General features: G+C 64.7%; 20 protein-coding genes and 1 pseudogene. 6 read left to right on the top strand and 15 right to left on the bottom strand.

Annotated elements, in window-relative coordinates; all coding sequences use genetic code 11:
- The first annotated feature begins 120 nt into the window (after positions 1-120).
- Positions 121-1,425 (top strand): GGDEF domain-containing protein, encoded by a 1,305-nt coding sequence (locus YUA_RS0123210; protein ID WP_035971679.1) that lies wholly within the window; start codon positions 121-123, stop codon positions 1,423-1,425.
- Positions 1,426-1,440: 15 nt separating this feature from the next.
- Here YUA_RS0123210 and YUA_RS0123205 read toward each other — a convergent pair whose 3' ends face one another.
- On the bottom strand, positions 1,441-2,061 hold the full coding sequence (locus YUA_RS0123205; protein ID WP_027532853.1) for a TetR/AcrR family transcriptional regulator: 621 nt from the start codon (positions 2,059-2,061) through the stop codon (positions 1,441-1,443).
- A 677-nt stretch (positions 2,062-2,738) separates the two neighbouring features.
- Here YUA_RS0123205 and YUA_RS0123195 point away from each other — a divergent pair.
- Entirely contained in the window at positions 2,739-6,143 is a 3,405-nt protein-coding gene (locus YUA_RS0123195; RefSeq protein ID WP_027532851.1) for an acyl-[ACP]--phospholipid O-acyltransferase, read from the top strand.
- Between the two features lie 10 nt (positions 6,144-6,153).
- Positions 6,154-6,828, top strand: coding sequence for an alpha/beta fold hydrolase (locus YUA_RS0123190; protein ID WP_027532850.1), 675 nt, complete (start codon positions 6,154-6,156; stop codon positions 6,826-6,828).
- Here the strand turns inward: YUA_RS0123190 and YUA_RS0123185 are convergent.
- The 4 genes from YUA_RS0123185 to tcuA form a co-directional block, all read right to left on the bottom strand.
- A complete protein-coding gene (locus tag YUA_RS0123185) occupies positions 6,821-7,387 on the bottom strand; it encodes a disulfide bond formation protein B (RefSeq protein WP_035971676.1) in 567 nt (188 codons plus the stop codon). The genes YUA_RS0123190 and YUA_RS0123185 overlap by 8 nt on opposite strands.
- A 10-nt stretch (positions 7,388-7,397) precedes the next feature.
- On the bottom strand, positions 7,398-7,556 hold the full coding sequence (locus YUA_RS51150) for a DUF5993 family protein (protein WP_027532848.1): 159 nt from the start codon (positions 7,554-7,556) through the stop codon (positions 7,398-7,400).
- A 68-nt stretch (positions 7,557-7,624) separates the two neighbouring features.
- On the bottom strand, positions 7,625-8,731 hold the full coding sequence (tcuB, locus tag YUA_RS0123175; protein WP_027532847.1) for a tricarballylate utilization 4Fe-4S protein TcuB: 1,107 nt from the start codon (positions 8,729-8,731) through the stop codon (positions 7,625-7,627).
- Positions 8,718-10,109 carry an FAD-dependent tricarballylate dehydrogenase TcuA gene (gene tcuA, locus YUA_RS0123170; RefSeq protein WP_027532846.1) on the bottom strand — a complete coding sequence of 464 codons (1,392 nt, stop codon included), beginning with the start codon at positions 10,107-10,109 and terminating at the stop codon, positions 8,718-8,720. The genes tcuB and tcuA overlap by 14 nt, the downstream gene beginning before the upstream one ends.
- Positions 10,110-10,264: 155 nt before the next feature.
- On the opposite strand from tcuA, the gene YUA_RS0123165 reads away from it, so the two are divergent.
- Positions 10,265-10,948: a GntR family transcriptional regulator gene (locus tag YUA_RS0123165; protein ID WP_027532845.1), complete on the top strand. Its 684-nt coding sequence runs from the start codon at positions 10,265-10,267 to the stop codon at positions 10,946-10,948.
- Between the two features lie 11 nt (positions 10,949-10,959).
- On the opposite strand, the pseudogene ybaK reads toward YUA_RS0123165, so the two are convergent.
- The 8 genes and pseudogenes from ybaK to mobB form a co-directional block, all read right to left on the bottom strand.
- Positions 10,960-11,434 (bottom strand): annotated as a pseudogene (ybaK, locus tag YUA_RS44775) (Cys-tRNA(Pro) deacylase).
- Between the two features lie 220 nt (positions 11,435-11,654).
- On the bottom strand, positions 11,655-14,420 hold the full coding sequence (gene fdhF / locus YUA_RS0123155) for a formate dehydrogenase subunit alpha (protein WP_027532844.1): 2,766 nt from the start codon (positions 14,418-14,420) through the stop codon (positions 11,655-11,657).
- Positions 14,417-16,126, bottom strand: coding sequence for an NADH-ubiquinone oxidoreductase-F iron-sulfur binding region domain-containing protein (locus YUA_RS0123150; protein WP_027532843.1), 1,710 nt, complete (start codon positions 16,124-16,126; stop codon positions 14,417-14,419). The genes fdhF and YUA_RS0123150 overlap by 4 nt, the downstream gene beginning before the upstream one ends.
- A gap of 166 nt (positions 16,127-16,292) precedes the next feature.
- Positions 16,293-16,571: a hypothetical protein gene (locus YUA_RS0123145; protein ID WP_027532842.1), complete on the bottom strand. Its 279-nt coding sequence runs from the start codon at positions 16,569-16,571 to the stop codon at positions 16,293-16,295.
- A gap of 93 nt (positions 16,572-16,664) precedes the next feature.
- The gene (locus YUA_RS0123140) at positions 16,665-18,320 is read right to left on the bottom strand and encodes an OFA family MFS transporter (protein ID WP_027532841.1); all 1,656 of its coding nucleotides are present in this window, start codon (positions 18,318-18,320) and stop codon (positions 16,665-16,667) included.
- A gap of 318 nt (positions 18,321-18,638) precedes the next feature.
- Positions 18,639-18,902, bottom strand: coding sequence for a sulfurtransferase TusA family protein (locus YUA_RS0123135; RefSeq protein ID WP_027532840.1), 264 nt, complete (start codon positions 18,900-18,902; stop codon positions 18,639-18,641).
- A 45-nt stretch (positions 18,903-18,947) separates the two neighbouring features.
- A complete protein-coding gene (glp, locus tag YUA_RS0123130) occupies positions 18,948-20,204 on the bottom strand; it encodes a gephyrin-like molybdotransferase Glp (RefSeq protein WP_027532839.1) in 1,257 nt (418 codons plus the stop codon).
- A 9-nt stretch (positions 20,205-20,213) separates the two neighbouring features.
- A complete protein-coding gene (mobB, locus tag YUA_RS0123125) occupies positions 20,214-20,741 on the bottom strand; it encodes a molybdopterin-guanine dinucleotide biosynthesis protein B (RefSeq protein ID WP_027532838.1) in 528 nt (175 codons plus the stop codon).
- A gap of 213 nt (positions 20,742-20,954) precedes the next feature.
- Between mobB and fdhD the strand changes: the two genes are divergently transcribed.
- Together fdhD and mobA are read left to right on the top strand one after the other, a co-directional pair.
- Positions 20,955-21,845, top strand: a complete 891-nt coding sequence (gene fdhD / locus YUA_RS0123120; RefSeq protein WP_027532837.1) for a formate dehydrogenase accessory sulfurtransferase FdhD — start codon at positions 20,955-20,957, stop codon at positions 21,843-21,845.
- Positions 21,832-22,506: a molybdenum cofactor guanylyltransferase MobA gene (gene mobA / locus YUA_RS44770; RefSeq protein ID WP_051383339.1), complete on the top strand. Its 675-nt coding sequence runs from the start codon at positions 21,832-21,834 to the stop codon at positions 22,504-22,506. Before fdhD ends, mobA begins: the two co-directional genes overlap by 14 nt.
- A gap of 158 nt (positions 22,507-22,664) precedes the next feature.
- Here mobA and YUA_RS0123110 read toward each other — a convergent pair whose 3' ends face one another.
- Together YUA_RS0123110 and YUA_RS0123105 are read right to left on the bottom strand one after the other, a co-directional pair.
- Positions 22,665-24,614, bottom strand: a complete 1,950-nt coding sequence (locus tag YUA_RS0123110) for a molybdopterin biosynthesis protein (protein WP_027532836.1) — start codon at positions 24,612-24,614, stop codon at positions 22,665-22,667.
- 13 nt (positions 24,615-24,627) lie between these two features.
- Positions 24,628-25,734, bottom strand: a complete 1,107-nt coding sequence (locus YUA_RS0123105; protein ID WP_027532835.1) for a molybdopterin-binding protein — start codon at positions 25,732-25,734, stop codon at positions 24,628-24,630.
- Positions 25,735-25,764 lie beyond the last annotated feature (30 nt).

Here is a 25,764-nt window from a genome sequence, read left to right as displayed (position 1 = left end):
ACGCTTTCACTCTACGGCACAGCCTCCGCGTCTTTCAGGTCGAGTTAAGCAACCTTCTGCTCTACTTTGCGTTGCAGGCGCAACGCTCCGCTGGGGTCGTTGAGTGACTTGGGGAACGCAGTGCTTTGCAGAACAGCAACGTCGGTGAAGGGACGCAGCTTCCTTCACGTCATCAAGCTCGTCTCGCCTTTCGTCACGGTCGTCGTGCTTCAGGCGGCGATCGCGGGATTCAGCTTGGAGGTGATGTCGTCGGTTCGCGCCTATGTCGCGGGCGAGGCGATGTGGTCGCGCTCGCAGAAGAACGCCGTCTATTTCCTCAACCTCTATCTGCATTCGGGCCAAGCCAGCCAGTTCGCGCAATACCAGACCTCGCTCGCCGTCCCGATCGGCGACGAATATGCAAGATGGGCGCTCGAGCGCGATCCGATCGATGTCGAGATCGCCCGCATCGGCTTCCTGCAAGGCGGCAACCATCCCGATGACGTTCCCGGCCTGATCTGGCTGTTCCGCTATTTCAAGCAGGTCAGCTTCCTCCGCGAAGCGATCCGGGAATGGGCTGCCACCGATCCGATGCTGCTGGAGCTCAGCGTCTTCGGTGAAGTCATCAAGGGTGAGCTGAAAAATGGCCCCATTCGGGACAGCGACCGTGTGCAATTCCTGTCGTCGCGGCTATCCGAGTTGAACAGGCAGTTCACGGGGCATGCCGAGCGGTTCTCGACCGTGCTCGGCGAAGGTTCCCGCGCCATCAAGTTCACGCTGACGTCCTTGAACATCGCCACCGCCGCGAGCCTGATCCTGCTCCTGATCTGGCATACGCGGCGACTGGTGCTGCAGCGGCAGGCGTTCGAGGATGCGCTGCATGCCGAGAAGGAGCGCCTCGCCTTTCAGGCCTCGCATGACTGGCTGACCGGTCTTGCCAATCGGCGGGCCTTCGAGGCGCGCCTGCAGAGCGAGCTCGATGGTCGCGGTGAAAATTCGCTCAGCTTGATCCTGCTCGACCTCGACCAGTTCAAGTGCGTCAACGACAACTGCGGCCATCTCGCCGGCGATCGGCTGCTGTGTCAGGTCGCGCGCCTGCTGCAGCAGGACCGGCAGCCACACGATCTGGTCGTCCGGCTCGGCGGTGACGAGTTCGGCCTGATCCTGCCGCAATGCGCGCCCTACGACGCCGTCGATATCGCCGAGCGGCTGCGGCGCTCGCTCGAGCTGTTCAACTTCGCCTGGGACGATCGCTGCTTTGAAGTGACCGCCAGCATCGGCGTTGCCTGCATTGCAGACGCCAACACCACGCTCGAAGAGGCGATGCGCCGGGCGGATGCCGCCTGTTATCGCGCCAAGGAAAAGGGACGCAACCGGGTTCAGGTCGATAACGGAAGACCGGACGTCGTCCTCGTCGCCGCGAGGCGTGAAGCCGCCCGCGCGTAAGGGCGACCGCCGCCGTTATCGCGCCGGCAAGATCCCGAGCCCCAGAAGATGCGCGTCCAGGAATTGCGTGACCTGCTGGCGCAGCATCTGCGGCGGCACGGCGACCATGCGTTCTTCGAGGCCGAGTGAGATGATCCCGTGCACCGCGGAAAACAGCGTGCGCGACAGCAGTGCGATCTTCACGTCATCCGCATCCGGTAGCACACGCACCAAAGGCGGATGCATCAACGCGAAGGCGTCCATCACCATCTGAAGAATATCGTCGGGATAGGGACGGTCGTCCTCCATCCGATGCTCGAACAGCGAGCGCAACAGATTGGCGTTCTCGGCGAAGAATTCGAGGTAGGTCTCGGCAAGTCCATAGAGCTGCGCAACCGTATCCTCCCCGGGAATGCCGGCAAGCCGCGCCGTCAGGGCCCGAACCGTCTCTCGATTGACGGTCAGGATCACCCCGTCGAAGTCGCCGAACTCGTTATATACGCTGCCGACCGAGCAGCCGGCGGCGTCCGCCACGTCGCGAACCTTCAACGATCTCAATCCTTTAGTCGCGATAATGCTGCGGGCGATCTCCAGGATCTGGAGCCGCCGCCGATTTTTTTTCTGGTCGCGCAGCGATTCTTGTTGAACATTGTTCATTTTCAAGGTACTCACATGAACATTGTTCAAATTACCCCGGAGACCCGCAAAATGCAAACCCTCGCTGTTGATATCGCCTCCACCTTCGTCGATGACGCCGCAGCCCTCTTGAGCGGCTTCGGCCGCGCCCTGTTGCGGGTCGTCATGGCCCCAATCGATCGCATCGCAAATGCCTGCGACATTGCCGGCGTACTTGCTGAGCGCCGCGCGACCTTCCGGATGTGGCGGACCAGCCGCGCCCGTGCCCGCCACGAGCGCCGCCGCTTCAGCCTGCTCGGCCGCTTAAACCCCCTTCGCCATCTCGCTCACCTCACCTGAGGAGAAGCCGGTACGCATGCGAGTCCACTCGAATGCGAGGACCGGTCGCACCAAACGACTTACTATGTCCGGACATTGGTGGCCGATTCCGCTGATGTCAGAGATGGCGTTCAGCTTTTGCTGATCGGCCAGGGCGATATCCCCGCAAGCGCGGCATTTCCGCACAAAACGCGGCCGCGACCGGATATTGGGCGAACCTAACGAGACCACTTGGAGACCAACAGGATCGGAGGGACCGAGGGGACACAGCAGGCCGGCGACCGTCGTCATCTGCAATCGCTCCTTCCACACCCTTCCGGCTGTGACGTTTCATCGACAACGTAACAACCTCAGGCTGCCTTTCCAAAACAGGACTCGTCATGATCAGGGATCTGCTGTCGTCACGCCGTTTCGCGCCGCTGTTCTGGGCGCAATTCTTCTCGGCGCTCAATGACAACGTGCTCAAGAACGCACTCGTCATCATACTGCTTTACAGCGCCGCGACTGGCCACGGTGATGCGCTGGTGACGGTGGCAGGCGCCGTCTTCATCTTCCCCTATTTCATCCTGTCCGGGCTCGGTGGCCAGCTCGCCGACAAGTACGTCAAATCGGTCGTCGCAAGGCGGCTGAAGTTCGCGGAGATCTTCGCCGCGGCCTTCGCTGCTGCCGGCTTCTTCCTGCACTCGGTGCCGCTGCTGTTCGCAGCGCTCGCATTGTTCGGCATCATCGCCGCCCTGTTCGGCCCCGTAAAATACTCCATGCTGCCGGACCAGCTCGAGCTCGGTGAGCTCGCGACCGGCAATGCGCTGGTCGAAGGCGCGACCTTCATGGCCATCCTGCTCGGCACCGTCGCGGGCGGCCAGTTTGTGGCCGGTTCCGCTCATATGGGCTGGGTCGCATCGGCCGTGGTCGTGCTGGCCCTGTTGTCCTGGGCCTTTGCTTCGCGCATTCCGCAAACAACGCCCTCCGCGCCTGATCTGCCCGTCGATGCCAATCCCTGGACCTCGACGCTCAGCCTGTTGAAGACGCTCCATGCGGACCACCGGCTGTGGGACGGCACGATAATCGTCTCCTGGTTCTGGCTGGTCGGCGCGATCGTGCTGTCGCTGCTGCCGGCGCTGGTCAAGGAGGTCGTCGGTGGCAGCGAGGGCGTGGTGACGCTGTGCCTCGCGACCTTCGCGATCGGCATTGCCATCGGCTCGTTGTTTGCAGCCAGCCTGAGCCACGTTCGCCCGAACCTCGCGCTGGTGCCGATCGGCGCCATCATGATGGGATTTGCCGGCATCGACCTTGCCTGGGCCATCGGCGTCACCGTGAAGGGGAACGACATCGCCGCGGTCGACTTCGCAACCTCGTTCGCAGGCCTGCGCATGCTGATCGACTTTGTCGCCTTCGCGTTCGGCGGCGGCTTGTTCGTCGTTCCGTCCTTCGCGGCGGTGCAGGCCTGGTCGGCTCCGGACGAGCGCGCCCGCATCATCGCCGCCGGCAACGTGCTGCAGGCCGCCTTCATGGTGGTGGGCTCGCTGTTCGTCGCACTGTTGCAGGAGGGCGGATTGCATGTCGGCTGGATCTTCCTCGGCCTGGGTGTCGCAAGCTTCGGCGCGGTGTGGTTCGTGCTGACGAAATGGGGCAAGGAAGGCGTGCGCGATTTCGGCGGGCTCTTGTTCCGCGCCCTGTTCCGTACCGAAGTGCGCGGGCTCGAGAACTTGCCGCCCGCCGGCACGCGCATGTTGATCGCGCCCAATCATGTGAGCCTGATCGACGGCCCGCTGCTGCACGCCGTGCTGCCCATCGACGCGAGCTTCGCGGTCGACACCGGCATCTCCAAGGCCTGGTGGGCCAAGCCGTTCCTGCGCGTCGTCAAGCACTACACCATGGACCCGAGCAAGCCGCTGGCTGCCCGCGACCTGATCAAGCTCGTCGCCGCCGGCGAACCGGTCGTGATCTTCCCGGAAGGACGCATCACCGTCTCCGGCTCGCTGATGAAGGTCTATGACGGCACCGCGATGATCGCGGACAAGGCCGACGCAGTCGTCGTCCCGGTTCGTATCGAGGGTGCGCAGCGCTCACATCTCAGCTACCTCAACAGCAGCCAGATCAAGCGCTCGTGGTTTCCGCGGGTGACGGTGACAATCCTGCCCCCGGTCAAGCTTCCGGTCGATCCCGCGCTGAAGGGCAAGGCGCGCCGAAATGCGGCGGGCGCAGCGCTCCAGGACGTCATGATCGATGCGATGGTCAAGAATGCTATGCTCGACCACACGCTGTTCGAAGCGCTCGGCCACGCCTATCGCGACCGCGACACCGGCAAGGTCATCGTCGAGGACGCGCTCGGTACCAAGCTGACCTATCGCAAGCTGATCCTCGGCGCGCAGGTCTTGAGCCGCAAGCTCGAAGCCGGCACCTCGGCCGGCGAAAATGTCGGCGTGCTGCTGCCGAACTCCGCGGCCGTCGCCGTCGTCTTCATGGCGCTGCAGAGCATCGGCCGGGTTCCGGCGATGCTCAACTTCTCCGCCGGCCCGGTCAATGTCCTCGCCGCCATGAAGGCTGCGCAGGTCAAGACCGTGCTGACCTCAAAAGCCTTCATCGAGAAGGGCAAGCTCGACAAGCTGATCGCTGCGATCTCCGCAGAGGCGCGCGTCGTCTATCTCGAGGACGTCCGCGCCTCGATCGGCACGGCCGACAAGATCAAGGGCCTGCTCGCGGGCACTGCGCCGCGCGTCGCCCGCCAGGCCAACGATCCAGCCGTCGTGCTGTTCACGTCGGGCTCGGAAGGTACGCCCAAGGGCGTGGTGCTGTCCCACCGCAACATTCTTGCCAACGCGGCGCAGGCGCTAGCGCGGGTCGACGCCAACGCCAATGACAAGGTGTTCAACGTACTGCCGGTGTTCCACTCCTTCGGGCTAACAGGCGGCATGATGATGCCGATGCTCGCGGGCATCCCGATCTACATGTACCCCTCGCCGCTGCACTACCGCATCGTGCCCGAGCTGATCTACCAGACCGGCGCCACGATCCTGTTCGGCACCGACACGTTCCTCACCGGCTATGCACGCTCGGCGCACGCCTACGACTTCCGCACCCTGCGCCTGGTGATCGCCGGCGCCGAGGCGGTCAAGGACCGTACGCGGCAGGTGTTCATGGAGCGCTACGGCATCCGCATCCTCGAAGGCTATGGCGTCACCGAGACGGCGCCGGTGCTGGCGATGAACACGCCGATGGCCAACCGCCCCGGCACTGTCGGCCGCCTGTCGCCGCTGATGGAAAGCCGCCTCGATCCGGTCCCCGGCATCGAGGAAGGCGGACGCCTCTCGGTACGCGGACCCAACGTGATGCTCGGCTACCTCCGGGCCGAAAATCCCGGCGTGCTCGAGCCGCTGGCCGGGGGCTGGCACGACACCGGCGACATCGTGGCGATCGACCCGGCCGGCTTCATCACCATCAAGGGCCGCGCCAAGCGCTTTGCCAAGATCGCCGGCGAAATGGTCTCGCTGTCGGCGGTCGAGAGCATCGCGACGACCCTGTGGCCGCAGGCCGCCTCGGTCGCCGTATCGATCCCCGACCAGCGCAAGGGCGAGCGCATCGTACTGCTGACGACGGAGAAGACCGCCGAGCGCAGCGCGATGCAGGCGCAGGCCAAGACGATCGGCGCGTCCGAGCTGACCGTTCCCGCAGCGATCATGGTGGTCGACAAGGTGCCACTGCTCGGCACCGGCAAGACCGACTATGTCACGGCAACCACGATGGCCCGGGAGCAGGCGACGGCATCGGAGCGGGAAGTTGCGTAGCGCGCAGCCCATGGCCGTCGTACCGGCGCATGCGCGGTGCGACGGCGTGGTGCTGCTGCATGGCATCGGCGTCGGCTCCTGGACGCTGAAGAAACTGGATCGAGCGCTACAGCGTTGCGGCTTCGCGACGTTCAATCTCGATTATTCCAGCCGCAAGAAGCCGCTTGAGGCACTCGCGGAGGAGATCCACGCGCCGATCGCCGCATTCGCCGAACAATGCGACGGCGCGATCCACTTCGTCGCCCATTCCATGGGCGGGCTGCTTACGCGGATTTACATCGCGCGATACCGGCCGGCGCGGCTTGGCCGCGTCGTGATGCTGGGGCCGCCCAATGGCGGCAGCGAGGTCGCCGATCTTTTGAAAGACCTGTCGCTCTACCGCGCCGCTTTCGGCCCGGCCGGCTTGCAGCTTACCACCGCCCAAGACCCGGTGCTCGCCGATCTGCCGTCGCCCGATTATGCGATCGGCATCATCGCCGGATGTCGCACCATCGCGCCGATCGCCTCGACCTTTGTTCTGCCGTGGCCCAATGACGGCAGGGTTTCAGTCGAGAGCGCGAAGCTGGCCGGGATGCCCGACCACATCATCGTTAGGGCGCCGCATGCCGGGCTGCCGCGCCACGCCGTCGCGGTCGAGCAGACGATCGCGTTTCTGCACGACGGACAGTTCAACCGGGTCACTTGAGCAGGAGATAGCGGACCGGATTGTCGTCGCACTGACCGGCTCCGCACTCCAGCACAGTGGACAGCAGATTTGCAGCAACCAGCAACGCGAAGATTGCGAAGACCGCGTTCGATGCCGGGCCATTCACCAGCGTAGCGCCATCTCGCTCGCCGACCACATCCTTCAGAACGAGGACGAGCGCGACATAGCAGACGACGCCGACGGCCGCGATCAGCGCCCAGGTGTAGAAATGCAGCCCGAACAGCGCCGAGCCGTAGCCGGGATCTCCGGGCCCCAGATGCAGCGACACCTGCCGGAGCGAAATGAAGCCGGTGACGAGACTGGCTATGAGGATCATCGCGTAGTGCGATCCGCGCTCGCCAAGGCGCATGTTGAACAGGAACCCCATGCCGATCGCGATGAAGCCGGCCCGCTGCAGCAGGCACAGCGGGCAAGGGAGTTCGCCGAGCGCAAGCTGATAGACAAATGCGACGGTCAGGACCAGTGAGATCCCGAGCAGTCCCAACAGGTTCAGGATTGCGCCGACCGATCGTTGCCCTCTGATGGCTGCAGTGCTCATCTCGACACCATCAGAACGAGAGTTTCAGCGGATCGGTCGCGTGGTGGAAGAACCATGCGACCGTGATGACGATCGTTGCACTCCAAAGCGCGTAGCTCAGCCCCGCGCGCGCAGACCAGACGCAGGCACTCCCTGCGAGTGCCAGTAGAAACGGCAGAAACATGTACATGAGCGCGGGCTCCCCAGGCGATTCGCTCTCCGCGAACGGCCCAGAGATACGTCAGCCCCGCCCGCCCCTCAAGAGCCGGCTTCGCTGCGCCGCTCCTGCGCGTAACGCACCAGCGCCGCAAAGCGGTAGATGCCGTGCACGAACTTGCCATAGGGCATGGTGATGAACAGCGCGAACACCGCGCCGAGATGTAGCGCCAGCAGTGGCCCCATGGCAGCAGTCTCGCGCAGGAGCAGAAGCAGCATTCCCGTAAACCCGGTCAGGAACAGCATCGCGATGAAGCCGACATCCATTCCGTAGCGATTTTCGTCGAGCAGCTCAGGCGCCCGGCGCGATTTGGCGGCGAACAGCCCGATGGGACCGACGACGAGGCCGATGCCGCCGAGCGTGCCGAGCACGACCGGCGGGTCCCACCACGGATACGGCGCCTCCCGGCCGAGCAGATAGTGGTAAAGCGTGGCCACCGAGGTCGCGGCAAAGCAAAGCAAGAAGCCGTAGAACGTCAGGTGATGGAAAAGCTTGCGACGGTCGGTCGGCTTGTCGTCTTCGTTATAGCAACCGACACCGCCGCCATGGAGATAGCGCAGCTCGCCGGCATCGCGGATCGCCTGGAAAATCGAGCCGCCGTCGGCGCGGCCGCCGATCGGCGTGCCGATGTCACGCCAGAACGCTCGCACGCTCATGACCAGCGCCAGGATGGCAAAGAGGAACGCGGCGCTGAACAGCGCGGCCATCGCGTTGTGCGGCATCAGCTTGTAGAAGGCACCCGGCCCGGTATGGACACCGAACAGCACGCTGCGGTCGTTCAGCGCCGCGAAGGCGAAAATGAAGACGGCCATGCTCAGCGCGGCGATGATGCTGATGACGAGCCCGTTGCGCGCGAAGGCGCCGGACAACGCCTGCGGCCAGGCATAGGCCGCATAGGACTCGGCACGCGCCACCGCAAGCGTCTTCGGAACATTGACATTGAACTCGTGTGGCGGCGAGAACTGGCAGTCGACATAGCAGGCACCGCAGGAATGGCAGAGGTTGGCGAGATAGTTGAGATCGCCGTCGGAGAAGGCGCGGCGCATCTCCATCGCGGGAAATACCGCGCAAAGACCCTCGCAGTAGCGGCAGGAATTGCAGACCGTCATCAGACGGTCGGCTTCGTCCAGGATCCTAGTTCCGTGCATGTTTCGCTGCTTCCCGTCCTGCGATCCGCCCGAACACGCTGCCGATGGTCATGCCCATGCCGGCGGCATAACCCTTGCCGAGCACGTTGCCGGCCATGATCTCGCCGGCCGCGAACATGTTGGCCGACGGTTTTCCATCAGCCATCTGCATCCGCGCTTCCTTGTTCACGCGCGTGCCGAGATAGGTGAACGTGATGCCGGGCCGCACCGGATAGGCGAGATAAGGCGGCGTCTCGATCCGGCGCGCCCAGTGCGTCTTGGGCGGCGCGATGCCCTCGGTCAAGCAATCGTCCAGGATCGTATGATCGAACGTACCGGGGCGCACCGCGGCGTTGAATTCGGCGATGGTCTTTTCCAGCGCGGCCGGGTCGAGCCCGAGCTTGCCGGCAAGCTCGGCGATGGTCTGCCCGGCGATCGGTGGAAACAGCGTCGGCATGAAGCTGGTGACGACCGTGGAGTCGAAGATGATGTAGGCGATCTGGTCGGGCTGCGCCGCGACCAGGCGGCCCCAGATCGCATAACGCTTCGGCCAGATATCCTCGCCCTCGTCATAGAAGCGCTGCGAATGCCTGTTGACGACGATACCGAATACGACGGAATCGTGGCGTGTGATGATGCCGCCGTCGAATTTCGGTGCGCGGGCGTCGATCGCGACCGCGTGGCATTGGGTGGGATCGCCGACCTCCTGCACGCCCTTGTCGAGCAGCATCTTCAGGATCGAGCCGCGATTATAGGGTGTGCCGCGGATCAGGAAGTTGTCGGCGGCCTCGCCCCAATATTGCTTCAGCCATTCGATGTTGGCCTCAAACCCGCCGGCGGCAGCGACCAGCGACGTCGCGCGTATCTCGGTCTCGCCGTTGATCGGCCGCTTCAGGCGCGCGGCGAGGAACATGCCGTCCTCGATCACGAGGTCGGTGACCTCGGCGTCGTATTCGACGTCGACGCCGAGCCGCTCGGCGGTGAGATAGAGCGCGTTCAGCATGGCGCGGCCGCCGCCGAGGAAGAAGGAGTTGGTTCGGCCCAGGCTCAGCGTGCCGCCGAGGGAGGGCTGCCAGCGCACACCCTGCTGCACGATCCAGTTCAGGATATCCTTGGACTCCCGGATCATGTGGCGGGCGAGCACTTCGTCGGTCTGGCCGCCGGTGACGCGCAGCAGGTCCTCCCAGAACTCCTCTTCGGTGTAAGGACCCGTCAGGATTTCGGTGGCGGCGTCATGGGCGCAACGCATGTTGCGGGTGTGACGGGTGTTGCCGCCACGATAGAACTTTGGCGCACCTTCGAGCACCAGCACCGAGGCACCGCCGCGGCGGGCGCTGATCGCTGCGCACAGCGCCGCGTTGCCGCCGCCGATCACCAGCACATCGTATTTGCTGCCCATGCCGTCTGTCCGGTGCGACGAAGTTGGAGACATTCTGCCCGCCAAGGGCCCCGGTCAAGCCAGGCGCTATTGCGTACTTTTGTATACAAAGATATACAGAAGGGGCAAGCGGCATCTCTGCATGGGCAGGATGCGCACTGCGAGCCCGAGGATTCATGGCCAGACGCCCAGCAAAGGCAGGCGGATCGATCGCACGTGGCGGTGGCGTGGCGCTGGGCGAAGCTGTGTTCCGTTCGCTCTGCGAGGCGCTCCAGGCCGGCAGCTACCGCGCCGGCGATCGCCTGCGTGAGGAAGAGGTCGCCCAGCGGCTGAAGGTCAGCCGTACGCCGGTGCGGGAGGCGCTTGGCCGTCTCGCGGCACGCGGCTTCGTCGAGCCCGCCGGCGGCCGCGGCCTGATCGTGCGAAATCTCGACATCTCGGAGGTGCTCGAACTCTACGCCATGCGCGAAATCATGGAGGGCGCCGCCGCCCGTCTCGCCGCCGAGCACGCATCTGCGCCGGAGATCGACGCACTCAGGGACATCGAACAGGCCTTTGTCGAGGCGTCAGAGGTCGACGCCGCCGAGATGGCAAGGCTCAACCGCGCCTTTCACGAGGCCATCTGCCGCGCCGCGCGCAATCGCTATCTCGACAACGCCTCGCGCGAATTGCAGGACTGGATCGCCCTGCTCGGCCCGACCACCTTCACCGTGACGGGTCGTCCCTCGACCAGCCACGGCGAGCATCGGGCGATCATCGAGGCCGTCGCCGCACGCGACAGCGACAAGGCCGAGCAGCTTGCGCGCGCGCATATCCGCGAGGCGTTGCGTTGCCGGCTCAGGCTGCTGCAGAAGCAATAGCTGCGAGACGCTTAGGCGACCACATCGGCGACGGCCGCCTTCAAGACATCCCGCACATCGGTTGGCTTCATCCGCACCTGCAGGCCGCGCTGACCGCCATTGAGATAGACCAGGTCATGGGCGAGCGCGCTCTGCTCGATCACGGTGCGGACCGGTTTGCGCTGCCCGAACGGGCTGATGCCGCCGACCTTGTAGCCAGTGACTCGCTCGGCCTCCGGCGGCTTCATCATCTGCGCCGACTTTGCCGCTCACGGCCGCGGCGAGCTTCTTCATCGAGACTTCCTGGTCGGACGGAACGATGACGCAGACCGGCTTGCCGTCCACCAGCGCCATCAACGTCTTCAACACGCGCGCCGGGTCCTCGCCGAGCGCAGCGGCCGCCTGGAGGCCTATGCTCTCTGCATCGGGATCATAGTCGTAAGAACGAACGGTGAAGGTAACGCGGGCGGCTTCAAGCGTACGGGTGGCGGGAGTGACTTTGGACATGCGTCACATGTAGCACCGTCATTGCGGGGAGCGAAGCGACGCGCCCAGCCGTCGTCCTGGCAAAAGCCAGGACCCATTACCCCAGGGCGTGGTTTGGCGAAGGCTCGTCGTTCGGGATGACAACCGTCCGCGACCGAGAGATCACGCGGTATGGCTCCTGGCTTTCGCCAGGACGACACCGGGATTGGGGCCAGCGTGTACCCCAGACAACGGCCGAGCCCTACTCTGCCGCGTCCCGCATCTCAGCGCGCTCGGCGCGCACCGCGCAGAACTTGAACTCCGGGATCTTGCCGAACGGATCGAGCGCCGGATTGGTCAACAGGTTCGCTGCCGCCTCCGCGTAGCAGAACGGCATGAACACCATGTTCTCCGGCACGTCGCGGTCGGAGCGAACCTTGACCTCGACCGCGCCGCGGCGGGTCTCGAGTCGAATGAAATCGCCGGGCACAAGTTTCATCTTGCGCATGTCCTTGGGCGACATGAACGCAACCGCTTCCGGCTCGATCTGGTCCAGCACCTGGGCGCGGCGCGTCATCGAGCCGGTGTGCCAGTGCTCGAGCACGCGGCCGGTCGAGAGCACCATTGGATATTCGTCGTCGGGCAACTCGTCCGGCGGAATGACATGGGCCGGAACGATCTTGCCGCGGCCGCTCGCGGTCGGGAAGCCTGTGGTGAAGATGATCTCGTTGCCGGGCTTGTTCGGATCGTCGGCCGGATAGGTAACGGCGCCCTCACGCACCAGCCGCTCCCAGCTGATGTTCTTGAGCGACGGCATCAGTTCCGCCATTTCGGTGTAGACCTCGCCGGGGCCGGAGTAATTCCAGGGCAGCCCCATGCGCTTGCCGATCTCCTGGATGATCCAGAGATCCTGCCGCGCATCGCCGGGCGGCTTGATCACTTGGCGCGCGAGCTGCACGCGACGGTCGGTGTTGGTGAAGGAGCCGTCCTTCTCCGCGAACGCCGAGGCCGGCAGAATGACGTCGGCGTGGAACGCAGTCTCGGTAACGAAGAGATCCTGCACCACGAGATGATCGAGCATCGCGAGCGCCTGGCGCGCGTGCTGCAGATCAGGGTCGGACATCGCAGGGTTCTCGCCCTCGATATACATGCCCTTGATCTCACCGGCGTGGATCGCGTTCATGATCTCGACCACGGTCAGGCCGCGCACGGGATCGAGATCCTGCTGCCAGAGCTTCTCGAAACTGCCGCGCAGATCGTCGCGGCCGACCGGCTGATAGTCCGGCAAGAACATCGGGATCAGGCCGGCGTCGGAGGCGCCCTGCACGTTGTTCTGGCCGCGCAGCGGATGCAGGCCGGTGCCGGGGCGGCCGACCTGGCCGGTGATGAGCGCCAGCGCGATCAGGCAGCGCGCATTGTCGGTGCCGTGAACATGCTGGCTGATACCCATGCCCCAGAAGATGATCGACGATTTTGCGCGCGCGTAGGTCCGCGCGACCTCGCGCAACGTCTGCGCCGGGATGCCGCAGATCGCCTCCATCTTCTCCGGCGTGAATTCCTTGATCTTCTCCTTGAGATCCTCAAAGCCCTCGGTATAGCCGGCGATATACTGGTCGTCGGTCAGGCCTTCGGTGATGATCGTGTTGATCATCGCGTTCAGCATGGCGACGTCGGAGCCGGGCTTGAACTGCAAATGCCTGGTCGCATGACGCGACAGCGACTGCCGGCGGGGATCCATGACGAAGAGCTTTGCACCGTTCTTGGCGGCGTTCTTGATGTAGGTCGCAGCGACCGGATGGTTCACCGTCGGATTGGCGCCGATCACCCAGATCACCTCGGCGTCCATCGCGGCGGCGAACGGCGCCGACACCGCGCCCGAGCTCAGGCCCTCGAACAGCGCCGCCACCGACGAGGCGTGGCACAGACGGGTGCAATGGTCGACATTGTTCGAACCAAAACCGGTGCGCACCAGCTTCTGGAACAGATAGGCCTCTTCGTTCGAGCCCTTGGCCGAACCGAAGCCGGCCAGCGCCTTCACGCCCTTCTCGTCGCGGATCTTGACGAGGCCCTTGGCGGCGATGTCGAGCGCTTCGTCCCAGCTTGCTTCGCGGAAATGCGTGAACGGATTGGCGGGATCGACCTGATCGTTGGCATCCTTCTTCGCATTCGGCAGCCGCACCAGCGGCTTTGTCAGGCGATGCGGATGGTGGATGTAGTCGAAGCCGAAGCGGCCCTTGACGCAGAGACGGTTGTGATTGGCGGGGCCGTCACGGCCCTCGGCATAGATCACCTTCTCGTCCTTGACCTCGTAGGTCACCTGGCAGCCGACGCCACAGAACGGGCAAAGCGAATCCACCTTCCTGTCGGCATAGGTGACGCGGGTCTGCCTGTCGTCAAGCATCACCGCCGGCATCAGCGCGCCGGTCGGACAGGCCTGCACGCACTCGCCGCAAGCGACGCAAGTGGACTCGCCCATGGGATCGTCGAAGTCGAACACGATTTTCGAGCTGTGACTACGATAAGCCATGCCGATGACGTCGTTGACCTGGACCTCGCGACAGGCGCGCACGCACAGGCCGCACTGGATACAGGCATCGAGATTGACGCGCATCGCCGGATGGCTGGCATCGGTCTCCCAGCGCTCGGCGGCGGGGAATCGGCTCTCGGTCACGCCCGTGGTTTCGGCCCAGTGCCAGAATTTTGAATCCGGATCGTGGCTGGTCTCGCGCGCGGGCTGATCGGCGACCAGCAGCTCCATCACCATCTTCTGCGCCGACACCGCACGCGCGGACTCGGTCTTCACCTTCATACCGACCGACGGCGTGCGCTTGCAGGACGCAGCCAGCACGCGCTCGCCTTCGATCTCGACCATGCAGGCGCGGCAATTGCCGTCGGGGCGATAATCGGGCGCCGGCGAATAGCACAGATGCGGAATCTCGCGGCCCTGCCGCTTGGCGACCTGCCAGATCGTCTCGCCGGGCTTGGCCTCGACCTGCTTGCCGTCGAGCTCAAACGTAATCCTGGTCATTCGGCCGCTTCCTTGAACTCGTCAGGGAAATATTTGATCACGGAGGACAGCGGATTCGATGCCGCCTGTCCGAGCCCGCAGATCGAGGCATCGCGCATCGCCTGACTCAATTCTTCCAGCAATGCGCGGTTCCAGACCGGCTTCTGCATCAGCTGCGCCGCCTTCTGGGTTCCGACGCGGCACGGCGTGCACTGGCCGCAGCTCTCGTCCTCGAAGAACTTCATCAGGTTCAGCGCGGCCGCGCGCACGCTGTCCTTCTGCGACAGGACCACGATCGCGGCTGAGCCGATGAAGCAGCCGTATTTCTCCAGCGTGCCGAAATCGAGCGGGATGTCGTCCATCGACGCCGGCAGAATGCCGCCGGACGCGCCGCCCGGAAGATAAGCGTAGAACCGATGGCCATCGGCCATGCCGCCGCAATATTCGTCGATCAGCTCGCGCACGGTGATGCCGGCGGGCGCGAGCTTCATGCCGGGAGTCTTGACGCGACCGGAGACCGAGAAGCTGCGCAGGCCGTGACGCTCGTGGCGGCCGTGGCCCTTCCACCAGTCGGCGCCCTTCTCGACGATGTCACGCACCCACCACAGCGTTTCGATGTTGTTGATCAGCGTCGGCAGGCCGAACAGGCCGACCTGGAACGGATAAGGCGGCTTGTGCCGGGGCAGACCGCGCTTGCCCTCGATGCTTTCGAGCAGCGAGGACTCCTCGCCGCAGATATAGGCGCCGGCACCGCGGCGCATGTGCAGCGTCGGGCCGCCCGCAGGCAGCTTCGCGATCTCGCGTTCGAGGATCTCGCGAGCCGCCGGATATTCGTCGCGGATGTAGATGTAGATTTCGGACGCCTGCACCACATGGGCGCCGATCAGCATGCCCTCGATGAAACGGTGCGGATCGGTTTCGAGATAGACGCGGTCCTTGAACGTGCCGGGCTCGCCCTCGTCGCCGTTGATCGCCATCAGCCGCGGACCGGGCTCGCCAAGCACCGCGCGCCATTTGCGTCCCGTGGGGAAGCCAGCGCCACCGAGTCCGCGCAACGAGGCGTCGTCGAGCTCTTTGAGCAGATCGTCCTTCGACAATTCGCCGGAGCGCAGGCGATGGAGCAGCTTGTAGCCGCCGCCGGCAAGATAGGCGTCATAGTCGATATATTTGGGCAGACGCGCATGGGTGTCGCCGGCCTTCGCCACCGCCATCACATTGGCGACAGTGGCATGGTCGACGAAGTTGTGGCCGACTTCCGCGGCAGGCGCCGTATCGCAGCGACCGACGCAGGGCGCGCGCACCACGCGGATGCCGGGACCCGACGCACTCTGCAAATCCTCGAGCAGTTTTTCGCCGCCGAGCATCGCGCAGGTCAGCGAATCGCAGACTCGGATCGTCAGTGGCGCAATGTCGGGCTCGCCTTCCTTCACCACGTCGAAATGCGCGTAGAACGTCGCAGTCTCGAACACTTCGGCGAAGGCGAGCTTCATCTCGTCGGCGAGCGCAGCAAGATGCGCAGCCGAGATCTGGTGATATTTGTCCTCGATCAGGTGCAGATATTCGATCAGCAGATCGCGCCGCCGCGGCTTGTCGCCGAGCAACTGCTCGATCTCGTGCAAGGCGGTTGGATCGACCTGCCGCCCCTTGGGCGTGGATTTGGCACGCCGGCGCCCCTCGCCCGGATGCTCGAATTCCCTGACCTTGTGAACGTCGTCGTTGCTGCTCATGGAAACGCCGCGTTCTCCTCAAAAGCGCGATGATCTGGCTCTCGCCGGACGCAACTGTAGTCTCTGGCATGCCAGATGCAAGGGAATTTAGAACGGCTCTATAACGATTTAGGGAGCGGGCCGCGAACGACCATGCCTCCACGAAAACGCTGATCGCGGAATGGTCTCAGGTCTTGCCCATGCACTCTTCGATGTAGAACCAGCGATCGTCGCCGGCGAAGCCCTTGGACTTCACCTCGGCGCGACAGGCCTTGAGCTTCGGCTTGTTGGCGGACCACTTCGCCTTCATGTCCTTCAGCTTCTGCATCGTGAGCTTCATCTTGCCCGGCGGCTTGGCCTCGGTCGTCGCGGCCGGAGCCGCGGGCGTGGTTGCGGTCTGCGCGGATGCGGTGTGGAGGCCTGCGGCCAGCAGCATGGCGGCGAGGCAGATACGGGCGCGAAGCATAAGTGTCCCCCTAAGTCCCATTCTCGATCATTTTAGCAGGCAAACGCCGCGGGAAGCTGAACGACAGCATCCCGCGGCGATGTGAGTTTACGATCAGAAGATCTTCACCGCGCTTTCAAGCGTCTTCCATACGCCCCAAGCAAGCGGAACGCCGACAAAGGCCCAGAACAGCGCCGCCCATACGTCAAGCCCGCCCTTGCCGATGCCGAAGGAGCCGTGCTGGATGCCCGCCTCGGTCTTGGCGCTCGCGGCCTGGAGCCTGGCGACCTCCTCCTCGCTCATGTTCCACTTCGGATCGACCGGCTTGATCAGATAGTTGCAGATGATGCCCGCGATCAGCATCGCGCAGAGAATGTACATGGTGGTGTTGTAGAGCTGGTCACGCGGCACGCCGGCCGCGAGCTGGAACTCGCGGATGTAGTTCACCACCACTGGACCGATGATGCCGGCCGTCGACCATGCCGTCAGCAACCGGCCGTGGATGGCGCCGACGAACTGCGTGCCGAACATATCGGCGAGATAGGCCGGCACGGTCGCGAAGCCGCCGCCATACATCGACAGGATGATTCCGAAGCCGAGTACGAACAGCAGCTTCGAGCCCATCGCCGCGAAGGTCGGTGCCAGCGCGTAGAGCGCGATGCCCAGAAGGAAGAACGTATAATAAGTGTTCTTGCGGCCCATGAGGTCCGACATCGACGCCCAGAAGAACCTGCCGCCGATGTTGAACAATGACAGCAGGCCGGCGAATCCCGCAGCGATCGCTGCGATCGCTGCTTTCTGTTCAACCGAAAGCTGACCAAAGGTCAACTCCGGATGCCCGATCAGCTTGCCGGCGAAGATTTCCTGGAGCATGGGCGAGGCCATGCCGATCACGCCGATGCCCGCCGAGACGTTCAAGCAGAGCACCCACCAGATGAACCAGAATTGCGGCGTCTTGTGCGCATTGTCGAGATGGACATGGTGCTCGGTGATCATCGACTTCTTCTCGCTCGGCGGGGTCCAGCCTTCGGGCTGCCAGCCGGCCGGAGTCACGCGATAAGCGAAGGCGCCGATCATCATGAAGACGAAATAGATCACTCCCATCGTGACGAAGGTCTCCCAGACGCCGACCGAATTGGGCGTCTTGAAGTAGTTGATCAGGAGATTGGCCAGAGGCGCTCCAATCATGGCACCGCCGCCAAATCCCATAATAGCCATGCCAGTCGCCATGCCGCGGCGATCTGGAAACCATTTGATCAAAGTCGACACCGGCGAGATGTAGCCGAGCCCAAGTCCCACGCCACCGATCACGCCGGCGCCGAGCCACATGATCCAGAGCTGGTGAACGTAGACGCCGAAAGCACCGATCAGAAGACCACCGCCCCAACAGCAGGCGGCGACGGCGCCCGCCTTGCGCGGACCGGCGCGCTCCAGCCAGCCGCCCCAGATCGCGGCGGAAACGCCGAGCAAGACAAAGAACAGCGTGTACATCCATCCCAGACTCGCAACCTTCCAGTCGCAGGTCGTGGTGAACAGCTCCTGCCACAGCGACATGTCCGGACACGCTTTGCTCTGCGTGATGCCGATCGCACGCGACAACGGCAGCCAGAACACCGAGAAACCGTAGGCCATACCGATGCACAGATGGATGCAGAGTGCCGCCGGCGGCACCAGCCAGCGGTTGAAGCCAGCCTTGGCGACCGTGTGTTCGCGATCAAAAATCCCCGCGCCTGCGCTCGAAAGTTTCCCGGCGCTTTCAACTGTCGTCATGCATTCCTCCCCTGCGGGCTGCCCTTCTGAGCGAGCCTGCCGCTACCATCCTGGTCCTCAGCCCATTGCGTTGCAGTTGTTGTCCCTGCTGCCCCGCCCAATCACCCGACGCGCGCCAGGATCGTCACGCGCGCCTGAAAAGTTAACCCCTCGATCGGGGCTCTATGCCCGATACGTTTGCAGGCTTCGTAAGTGGCCCGTTGATCCGCGTATCGCAGACAAAACTCAACCTCCGCGCCTGCACGGACAAAGTCAATTGGGGCAGAAGCCGTGATCGATGTCGATAGATAAATGGTCGGTATCAGCGCGGTCACGCGCTCAAGAACGCAGCGCAGCATTGGCGCTGTCTATCGAGCCATTTGCTTTTTCTATCAAGAACACGATGCGCGCATCGTTGCGCTCGGTGATTTCCACCGTGTCGCCCGTCTCGCGGATCAGGTTCGGAATGTCGATCACCGACAACGGATCGGTGCAGTGCACTTCGAGCTGATCGCCCGGCTGCAATGGTTTCAACGCCTTGCGCGTTTTCAAGGCTGGCAGCGGGCATTTCAGCCCGGTGAGATCGAGCGTCGTTCGGGTCATGAACGCAACATGGCGGGAGGGATCGAGGACGTCAACGCAAGGGCTTCAGAGTAGATCCGCATAGGACAGGAAACCTACGCCCTCCCCCGGCTCGACGCCCGTGATGTCCTCGCCCAGTTCAATCAATCCGTCGGTCTCCACCAACGACGACAGCAACCCGGCGCCTTCGCGAGGAAACTTGACCGCTTCCAGCGTGCCGTCCTGGGCGCGCCGCAAGCAGGCGCGCACATATTCGCGACGACCCAGCTTCTTCTTGTAGGTGAACGCCGCGCGCAGCGGGATCGGCAACAGCGGCTCCGGCAGACTGCCGGCGAGCGCCAGCACCGTTGGCCGCACCACATGGACGAATGTAACAAAACTCGCGACGGGATTGCCGGGCAGCCCGATCAGCGGCGTGCCGCCGATGATGCCCATCGCCACGGGGCGGCCCGGCTTGATCGCCATCCGCCACAGCACGAGTGAGCCGATGCTCTCGACCGCCGCCTTGACGTGGTCCTCCTCGCCGGTCGACACGCCGCCGGTGGTGAGGATCAGATCGTGATGGCCTGCAACCTGTCTCAATCCGTTCGCGAGCGAGGTGGGTTCGTCGCGCAGAATTCCGAGATCGGAGACCTCGCAGCCGAGACGGCGCAGCATCGCCATCAGCATGAAGCGGTTGGAATCGAACAGCTGCGAGGCCGTGCGCGGCTCGCCGGGCGAGGCCAGCTCGTCGCCCGTGGAGAACACCGCGACGCGAATGCGCCTGACCACATCGAGCCGCGTCAGGCCAAACGCGGCTGCAAGTGCGACATGTTGCGGTCGCAGCCGCTGGCCGGCACGCAGCGCGACATGGCCAACGGGAATGTCCTCGCCGGCGGGGCGGACATTGGCGCCCGGCTTCAGCCCGGGTGGCAGCACGATCTTGCCGGCGTCATCGATGCGAACATCTTCCTGCATGAAGACGGTCTCGGCCCCCGGCGGCATCGGCGCGCCCGTGAAGATACGCGCGGTGCGACCGGGCTTGATCGGTGCTTGTGCAAGGCCGCCGGCCTGGATGCGGCCATCGAGCGGGAAAGCCTGTTCCACTTTGACCGGAAGGTCGGCATTGCCCACGGCGTAACCGTCGACGGCCGAATTCGTGAACGGCGGCAGCGGCAGCGGTGCCGCGATATCGCGCGCCAGCACACGCCCGTCGGCATCGACCAGCGTCACCGTCTCGAGATCGGCAATCGCGCTGACGCGTGCCGTGATCAGGCCAACGGCCTCGTCGACCGACATTATCGGTCCGCCGAAGGCAAAACAATCATCCGACAGTTGCGCCATGGTGCCTCGTCAGCGCATCGCCGCGCTTCTTGCAACCACTTCCTCGACCGGCATCGCCACTCGCAGCAGCAATGCCGCCGCAGCCTCGATATCATCGAGATGGACGGTCGGCAGCCGGGTTTCAACCGCAGCGTCGGTCGCAATTCCGACAATGCCGGGATCTTCGGGGAACAGCAGCGGCTTGGCGTTGCCGGCGCGATGCACCTCGATTTTGCGATGCGGCTCGCGCTTGAAACCCTCGACCACCACAAGATCGACCGTGGACAGCTTGCTCAACAGTTCCGGCAGCCGCGGCTCGGCCGCCCCGCGCAATTCATGCATCAGGGCCCAGCGGTTCGACGACGCCACCAGCACCTCAGCCGCACCGGCCTCGCGATGACGCCAGGAATCCTTGCCCGGCACGTCGACGTCGAATTGATGATGCGCATGCTTGATGACGGAGACGCGCAGCCCCTGCGCGTTGAAATGCGGGATCAGCCGCGTCAACAGCGTGGTCTTGCCCGCACCGCTCCAGCCTGCAAGGCCGACAACTTTCATTCCTGGTCTCTCTTCCGCAACCAACGCTCGCCGATGGAACCTCTGTCCCCTCCCCGGCATTGCGAGGAGCGCAGCGATGAAGCAATCCAGACTGCCACCGCGGAAGAATTCTGGATTGCTTCGCTGCGCTCGCAATGACGAGCGAAGGCATTTTGCCCGTTCCCCAGCATGCTTATATCGGCTTGACCCGAATGTCATGCTAACGTCGTGACCATGATGAAGATCGACAAAGCCCCGGTACCCCTGATCGTCCCCAATCCGGACGACCCGCGCCTGACCGAGAGCGTGACCGGGACCGACCAGACCGGCGCCAAGGTCGAGATCAAGGTGCCGGTGGAGCGGCCGCTGACGCTCTATTTGAATTCGCAGGAGATCGTCACCATGATGACGATCGGTGACTATCCGGAATATCTGGCACTAGGCTACCTGCTGAACCAGAACATGCTGAAATACAATGATGCGGTCACGGAGGTCGAATACGACGACGACCTTCAGGTCGTGGTGGTGCGCACCGAGCACCACACCAATTTCGAGGCCAAGCTGAAGAAGCGGACGCAGACCTCGGGCTGCGCGCAGGGCACCGCCTTCGGTGACCTGCTGGAGGCGGTCGAGAGTGTCGCGCTGCCGAAGGCTGAGCTGCGCACGTCCTGGCTCTACCAGATGACGCAGACCATCAACACCATGCCCTCGCTCTATCTCGAGGCCGGCGCGATCCATGGCTGCGTGTTGTGCAAGGAGGGCGAGCCGCTCTGCTACACCGAGGACGTCGGCCGCCACAACGCCGTCGACAAGATCGCGGGCTGGATGTACCGCCATGGCGTCGATGCCTCCGACAAGATCCTCTACACCACCGGACGTCTCACCTCGGAAATGGTGATCAAGACGGTGCGGATGGGCATTCCGATCCTGGTGTCGCGCTCCGGCTTCACCGCCTGGGGTGTCGACCTCGCGAGGCAGGTGGGGCTGACGCTGGTCGGACGCACCCGCGGCAAGCGCTTCATCGCGCTCGCCGGCGAGGAACGGATCGTCTACGACCAGAACCTCGATTACGTCGAGGAAGAGTCGGCGAAACACAAGCGCAAGGGCGAACGTGGTGACGACTGAAATTCCGCCCACACAGGGCGTGCTGCTCGCCGGCGGTCTGGCGCGCCGCATGGGCGGCGGCGACAAGCCGATGCGGACCATCGGTGGCCGCACCATCTTGGAGCGCGTGATCGCGCGCCTCTCGCTTCAGTGCGACGGATTGATCCTCAATGCGAATGGCGATCCAGCGCGCTTCGCCGCGTTCGGCCTGCAGGTGATCGCCGATGACGTGCCCGGCTTCCCCGGCCCGCTCGCCGGCGTTCTCGCTGCGCTCGACTGGACCGCCGCGAACCGGCCCGACATCGAATGGGTGCTCAGCGCCGCCGGCGACTGTCCGTTCCTGCCACGCGATCTCGTCGCGCGCCTGCACGAGGCACGAGCGCGACAGAACGCGCAGCTCGCAGTCGCGGCTTCAGGCGACCAGTCGCATCCGGTGATCGGCCTGTGGCGCGTCGCCTTGCGCGCTGAGCTGCGTCACGCGCTGGTCGTCGAGGATCTCCGCAAGATCGATCGCTGGACCGCGCGCTACCCGCTCGCGACGGTGACGTGGCCGGCCGAGCCGCTCGATCCGTTCTTCAACGCCAACACGGTCGAGGACATCGCCGAGGCCGAGCGGCTCGCGGCACTGGATGACGCGGCTCAATCAAGCTCAAGCCGCCAGTGCACCGACCAGGCGTCGTAGCCGTAAACCCAGCTCGTATGGGTCCGCTCATGCGCCTGAGGGCCGCAGCGGTCGCAAGCCCGCCCATGCCGGCACCGACGATCGCAACCGAAAGCGGCCCTAGCATCGCGTCCCCCACCCTTTCTGTCGCGCGGCTTGAATGCCACGTCGTCTGTCGTCTACGCGGGCCGGAAGCCCGCCCGCTCCAGTGCCGCTCTCGCCTCGTCCGAGCCGAGTGCGTCGAGAAACGCCTGCACGGCCGGCCGCTGCTTTCGTGCCGTCACCAAGGCAAAGTCATAATGCTCCTCCGCGAGCGGAATGAAACCGAGGCCGACCGCATGGGCGACCGGCGCAATGGTCATGCCCCAATCGGCGCGGTGCTGCGCGACGGCCGCCGCAACCGCGTTGTGCGAACGCGGCTGGTTCCAATAACCTTCCGGACGCGCGCCGCCGAGCAGCCGGTCGATCAGGATACGCGTTCCGGCGCCCTGATTGCGGTTGACCATGATGCAGGTGGCATCGGCGAGCGCAGCCGCGACCGCCTCCTTCGCGCCGAGCCCCTCGAAACGTCTGTCGCCGTCGCGAAAGACGATGCCCTGCATCCGCCGCCAGCCCGGCACGAGTTCGAGCCCCTCGGCGAGGTAAGGCGCGTTGTAAGTCTCGCTCTCGTCGTCGAACAGATGGATCGGTGCGAGATCGCACTCGCCGCGCTTCGCTGCCGCAAGCCCGCCAAGGCTGCCGACGGCGATCGAGCGCACGGTCAGGCCCGCATGCGCGAGCGGTGCGGTGACGAGGTCGAGGCCGGTACAGTGACTGCCGACGATGACGAGATCGGGCACCCGCACATGCGGGGTGAACAGCGTCACCTCGGCGCCGGTGCCGGCCGGCATCTGGTCGGCGAGCGCTTCGATGCGCAGAAAGCCGTCGGCCTGGGCGAACGACGTGATCGCGCCAGAACCCTTGCCGGAGGGATAGGCGATCAGACCGTCCTTGCCCTCGACCAGCGAGACCATGATGAATTCGGTGCGGCCGAGCTCGGAGGCGATGCGCACCGGCACGGTCGCGCTCACCTTGGTATCGGAGCGCGGTGGCAGGCCGGCCATCTTGCGCAGCGCCGGCACGACCACGTCGTGGAAGGTGAACATCGCCGAGGTCGGAAAGCCCGGCAGGATCACCACCGGCTTGCCGTCGCACATTGCAAGACACAGTGGCTTGCCTGGCTTGAGCGCAACGCCATGCGCGATGATGCCGGGCTGGCCGAGCCGGCCGATGATGCGATGGGACAGATCGCCCGCGCCTTTCGACGTGCCGCCGGAGAGCACCAGCATGTCGGCATCCGCCAGCGCGTGGCGCATCGCGGCTTCGAGCTTGGCTTCGTCGTCGGGAATCGCACCAAGGAAGATCGCCTCACCACCATTCTCGTCGATCGCGGCTGCGACGATGGCGCCATTGGTGTCGTAGATCGCGGCCGGCGCAAGAGCCTCGCCGGGCTGCACCAGCTCGTCGCCGGTGGAGATCACGGCAACACGCGGCTTCCGCGCAACTCTCACCTCGGCGATGCCACAGGCCGCCAGCATGCCGATCTCGCGCGAGCCGATGATCGTGCCGGCGCGCAGCAGCGCCTCGCCGCGCGCGATGTCGGATCCGGCATAGGACACGAATTGCCCCGGCGAGACCGCGCGACGGACCTCGAGCGCATCGGAGCCGGCCGGCTGAGTGTGCTCGACCATGACCACAGCATCGGCGCCTCGCGGCAACGGGCCGCCAGTGGCGATTGGCGTTGCGGTCCCGACTGCGACTTGCAGCTTAGGCGCGATGCCGCAGTGAATGGTCTCGCCGTTCAGCGCGAGCCGCGCGGGCGCGCCTTCACCAGCGGCGGAAAGATCCGCCGAGCGGACGGCAAAACCATCAACATTGGAGCGGTCGAACGGCGGCACGTCGATCGGTGCGGTGATGTCCTCGGCGAGTGCCGTGCCGAGCGCATCGGCAAGCTTGCGCCGCTCGCTCGGGATCGCGCGCGGAAATAGGGCCGCCGCGAAGCGCGCCAGCGCCTCCTCACGCGAGAGGATATTGAGGAATTGCTCCTGTTCGAGCGCGCTGCGATCTCGCGCTTTTGGGATCATCGTCATGCCGGAACCCATATCATTCCCGCATCAAATAAGCACCGACCGGCTCGCTCGCCGCAAATCCCTCGTGGCTGGCGGGAATGAGCAGCCATGCATCCGCTCTGGCAATGGCGTGGAGCGGCCATTCACCGACTGCAAGCGGCATCCACGTTTTATGTTCCTCGGCCAGCAGAGCGACCTCGGCAATGCCGACGCTGGAAGCAATCTTGCGCGCAAGTGGCAAGGTCACCGTGCGGCGCGGCTGCCGCGCCGACAATCGATCGATGAGTGGAAGCACCAGCGCGAACCAAACCGCGAGCGCCGGACCGGGCGCCCCGGGCAAGGCAGCGACGGGAACTTTTCCGAGCCGCCCAACGGCTGCGGTGCGTCCAGGCTGGAGCGCAAGGCCATGGGCGAACTCCGCCCCTCGCTGGGCCAGCGCAGTCACCGCGACATCCGCGCGACCGACGCCGCTGCCGCCGATCGTCAGCAGGAGATCGCAGGCGGAGACATCAAGCGCCTCCGCGATCGATACTGCATCGCGTGTGCTGGCTTCATGCGCGACCACATCCAATCCTGCCGCGCGCGCGAGGTCGGTGATCATCTGCATCGTCGTTGTTGCGCCCGGCACGTTGACGATGCGCAGCCGCGGTCGCCTGACGCTCAGCTTTTCTGTACCGGCGACACGCGCAAGCAAGAGGGCCGCCGCACCAACGGGATATCCCGCTGTGGCCACGGGCGCGCTTTCGGCCACGTCACTACCGCTACGCCCGACGCCTTGTCCCGGAAGGCCCTCCGCCAGCACCAGAGCGAGCGCGCCCGACACTTCGACCGCACCGGCATCGAGCACGCAATCGCATCCTGCCGGCATCGCGTCACCTGCGTCGACCCACGCGGGAGGCTCGGTCAGAGGCAGCGGCGAATAGGAGGACGCACCGACGAGATCGTTGGCGCGCAACGCCCAGCCATCGACGGCGGCGATGTCGCACGGCGGATAGGCTGATAGCAACGGCACTCCGGCGGCGGTACAGCCGGCCGCTTCCGCCAACGGCAATTCGATCGGCATGACCGGATCAACGCCGCGCAGCAGCGCGGCGAGCGCGGTCTCGAGCGGCGTCAGCGAGGGCGGCAGGCGCTGGGTCATGCCTCATGATGGATCACGCATCGCGCGGTT

The sequence above is a fragment of the Bradyrhizobium sp. WSM3983 genome, assembly GCF_000473045.1.
Classification (GTDB): Bacteria; Pseudomonadota; Alphaproteobacteria; order Rhizobiales; family Xanthobacteraceae; genus Bradyrhizobium.
This window is presented reverse-complemented; position numbering and strand designations above follow the sequence as displayed.

Coding starts and splice junctions, on each gene's coding strand:
- tcuA (WP_027532846.1), bottom strand. CDS start 10,109: ATGGGCAGCAAATACGATGTGCTGGTGATCGGCGGCGGCAACGCGGCG.
- YUA_RS0123195 (WP_027532851.1), top strand. CDS start 2,739: ATGATCAGGGATCTGCTGTCGTCACGCCGTTTCGCGCCGCTGTTCTGG.
- YUA_RS0123205 (WP_027532853.1), bottom strand. CDS start 2,061: ATGAACAATGTTCAACAAGAATCGCTGCGCGACCAGAAAAAAAATCGG.
- YUA_RS0123190 (WP_027532850.1), top strand. CDS start 6,154: ATGGCCGTCGTACCGGCGCATGCGCGGTGCGACGGCGTGGTGCTGCTG.
- YUA_RS0123135 (WP_027532840.1), bottom strand. CDS start 18,902: ATGACCCGAACGACGCTCGATCTCACCGGGCTGAAATGCCCGCTGCCA.
- YUA_RS51150 (WP_027532848.1), bottom strand. CDS start 7,556: ATGTACATGTTTCTGCCGTTTCTACTGGCACTCGCAGGGAGTGCCTGC.
- YUA_RS0123145 (WP_027532842.1), bottom strand. CDS start 16,571: ATGCTTCGCGCCCGTATCTGCCTCGCCGCCATGCTGCTGGCCGCAGGC.
- glp (WP_027532839.1), bottom strand. CDS start 20,204: ATGGCGCAACTGTCGGATGATTGTTTTGCCTTCGGCGGACCGATAATG.
- YUA_RS0123165 (WP_027532845.1), top strand. CDS start 10,265: ATGGCCAGACGCCCAGCAAAGGCAGGCGGATCGATCGCACGTGGCGGT.
- YUA_RS0123110 (WP_027532836.1), bottom strand. CDS start 24,614: ATGACGATGATCCCAAAAGCGCGAGATCGCAGCGCGCTCGAACAGGAG.
- fdhD (WP_027532837.1), top strand. CDS start 20,955: ATGATGAAGATCGACAAAGCCCCGGTACCCCTGATCGTCCCCAATCCG.
- mobB (WP_027532838.1), bottom strand. CDS start 20,741: ATGAAAGTTGTCGGCCTTGCAGGCTGGAGCGGTGCGGGCAAGACCACG.
- YUA_RS0123150 (WP_027532843.1), bottom strand. CDS start 16,126: ATGAGCAGCAACGACGACGTTCACAAGGTCAGGGAATTCGAGCATCCG.
- YUA_RS0123140 (WP_027532841.1), bottom strand. CDS start 18,320: ATGACGACAGTTGAAAGCGCCGGGAAACTTTCGAGCGCAGGCGCGGGG.
- fdhF (WP_027532844.1), bottom strand. CDS start 14,420: ATGACCAGGATTACGTTTGAGCTCGACGGCAAGCAGGTCGAGGCCAAG.
- YUA_RS0123105 (WP_027532835.1), bottom strand. CDS start 25,734: ATGACCCAGCGCCTGCCGCCCTCGCTGACGCCGCTCGAGACCGCGCTC.
- YUA_RS0123185 (WP_035971676.1), bottom strand. CDS start 7,387: ATGAGCACTGCAGCCATCAGAGGGCAACGATCGGTCGGCGCAATCCTG.
- tcuB (WP_027532847.1), bottom strand. CDS start 8,731: ATGCACGGAACTAGGATCCTGGACGAAGCCGACCGTCTGATGACGGTC.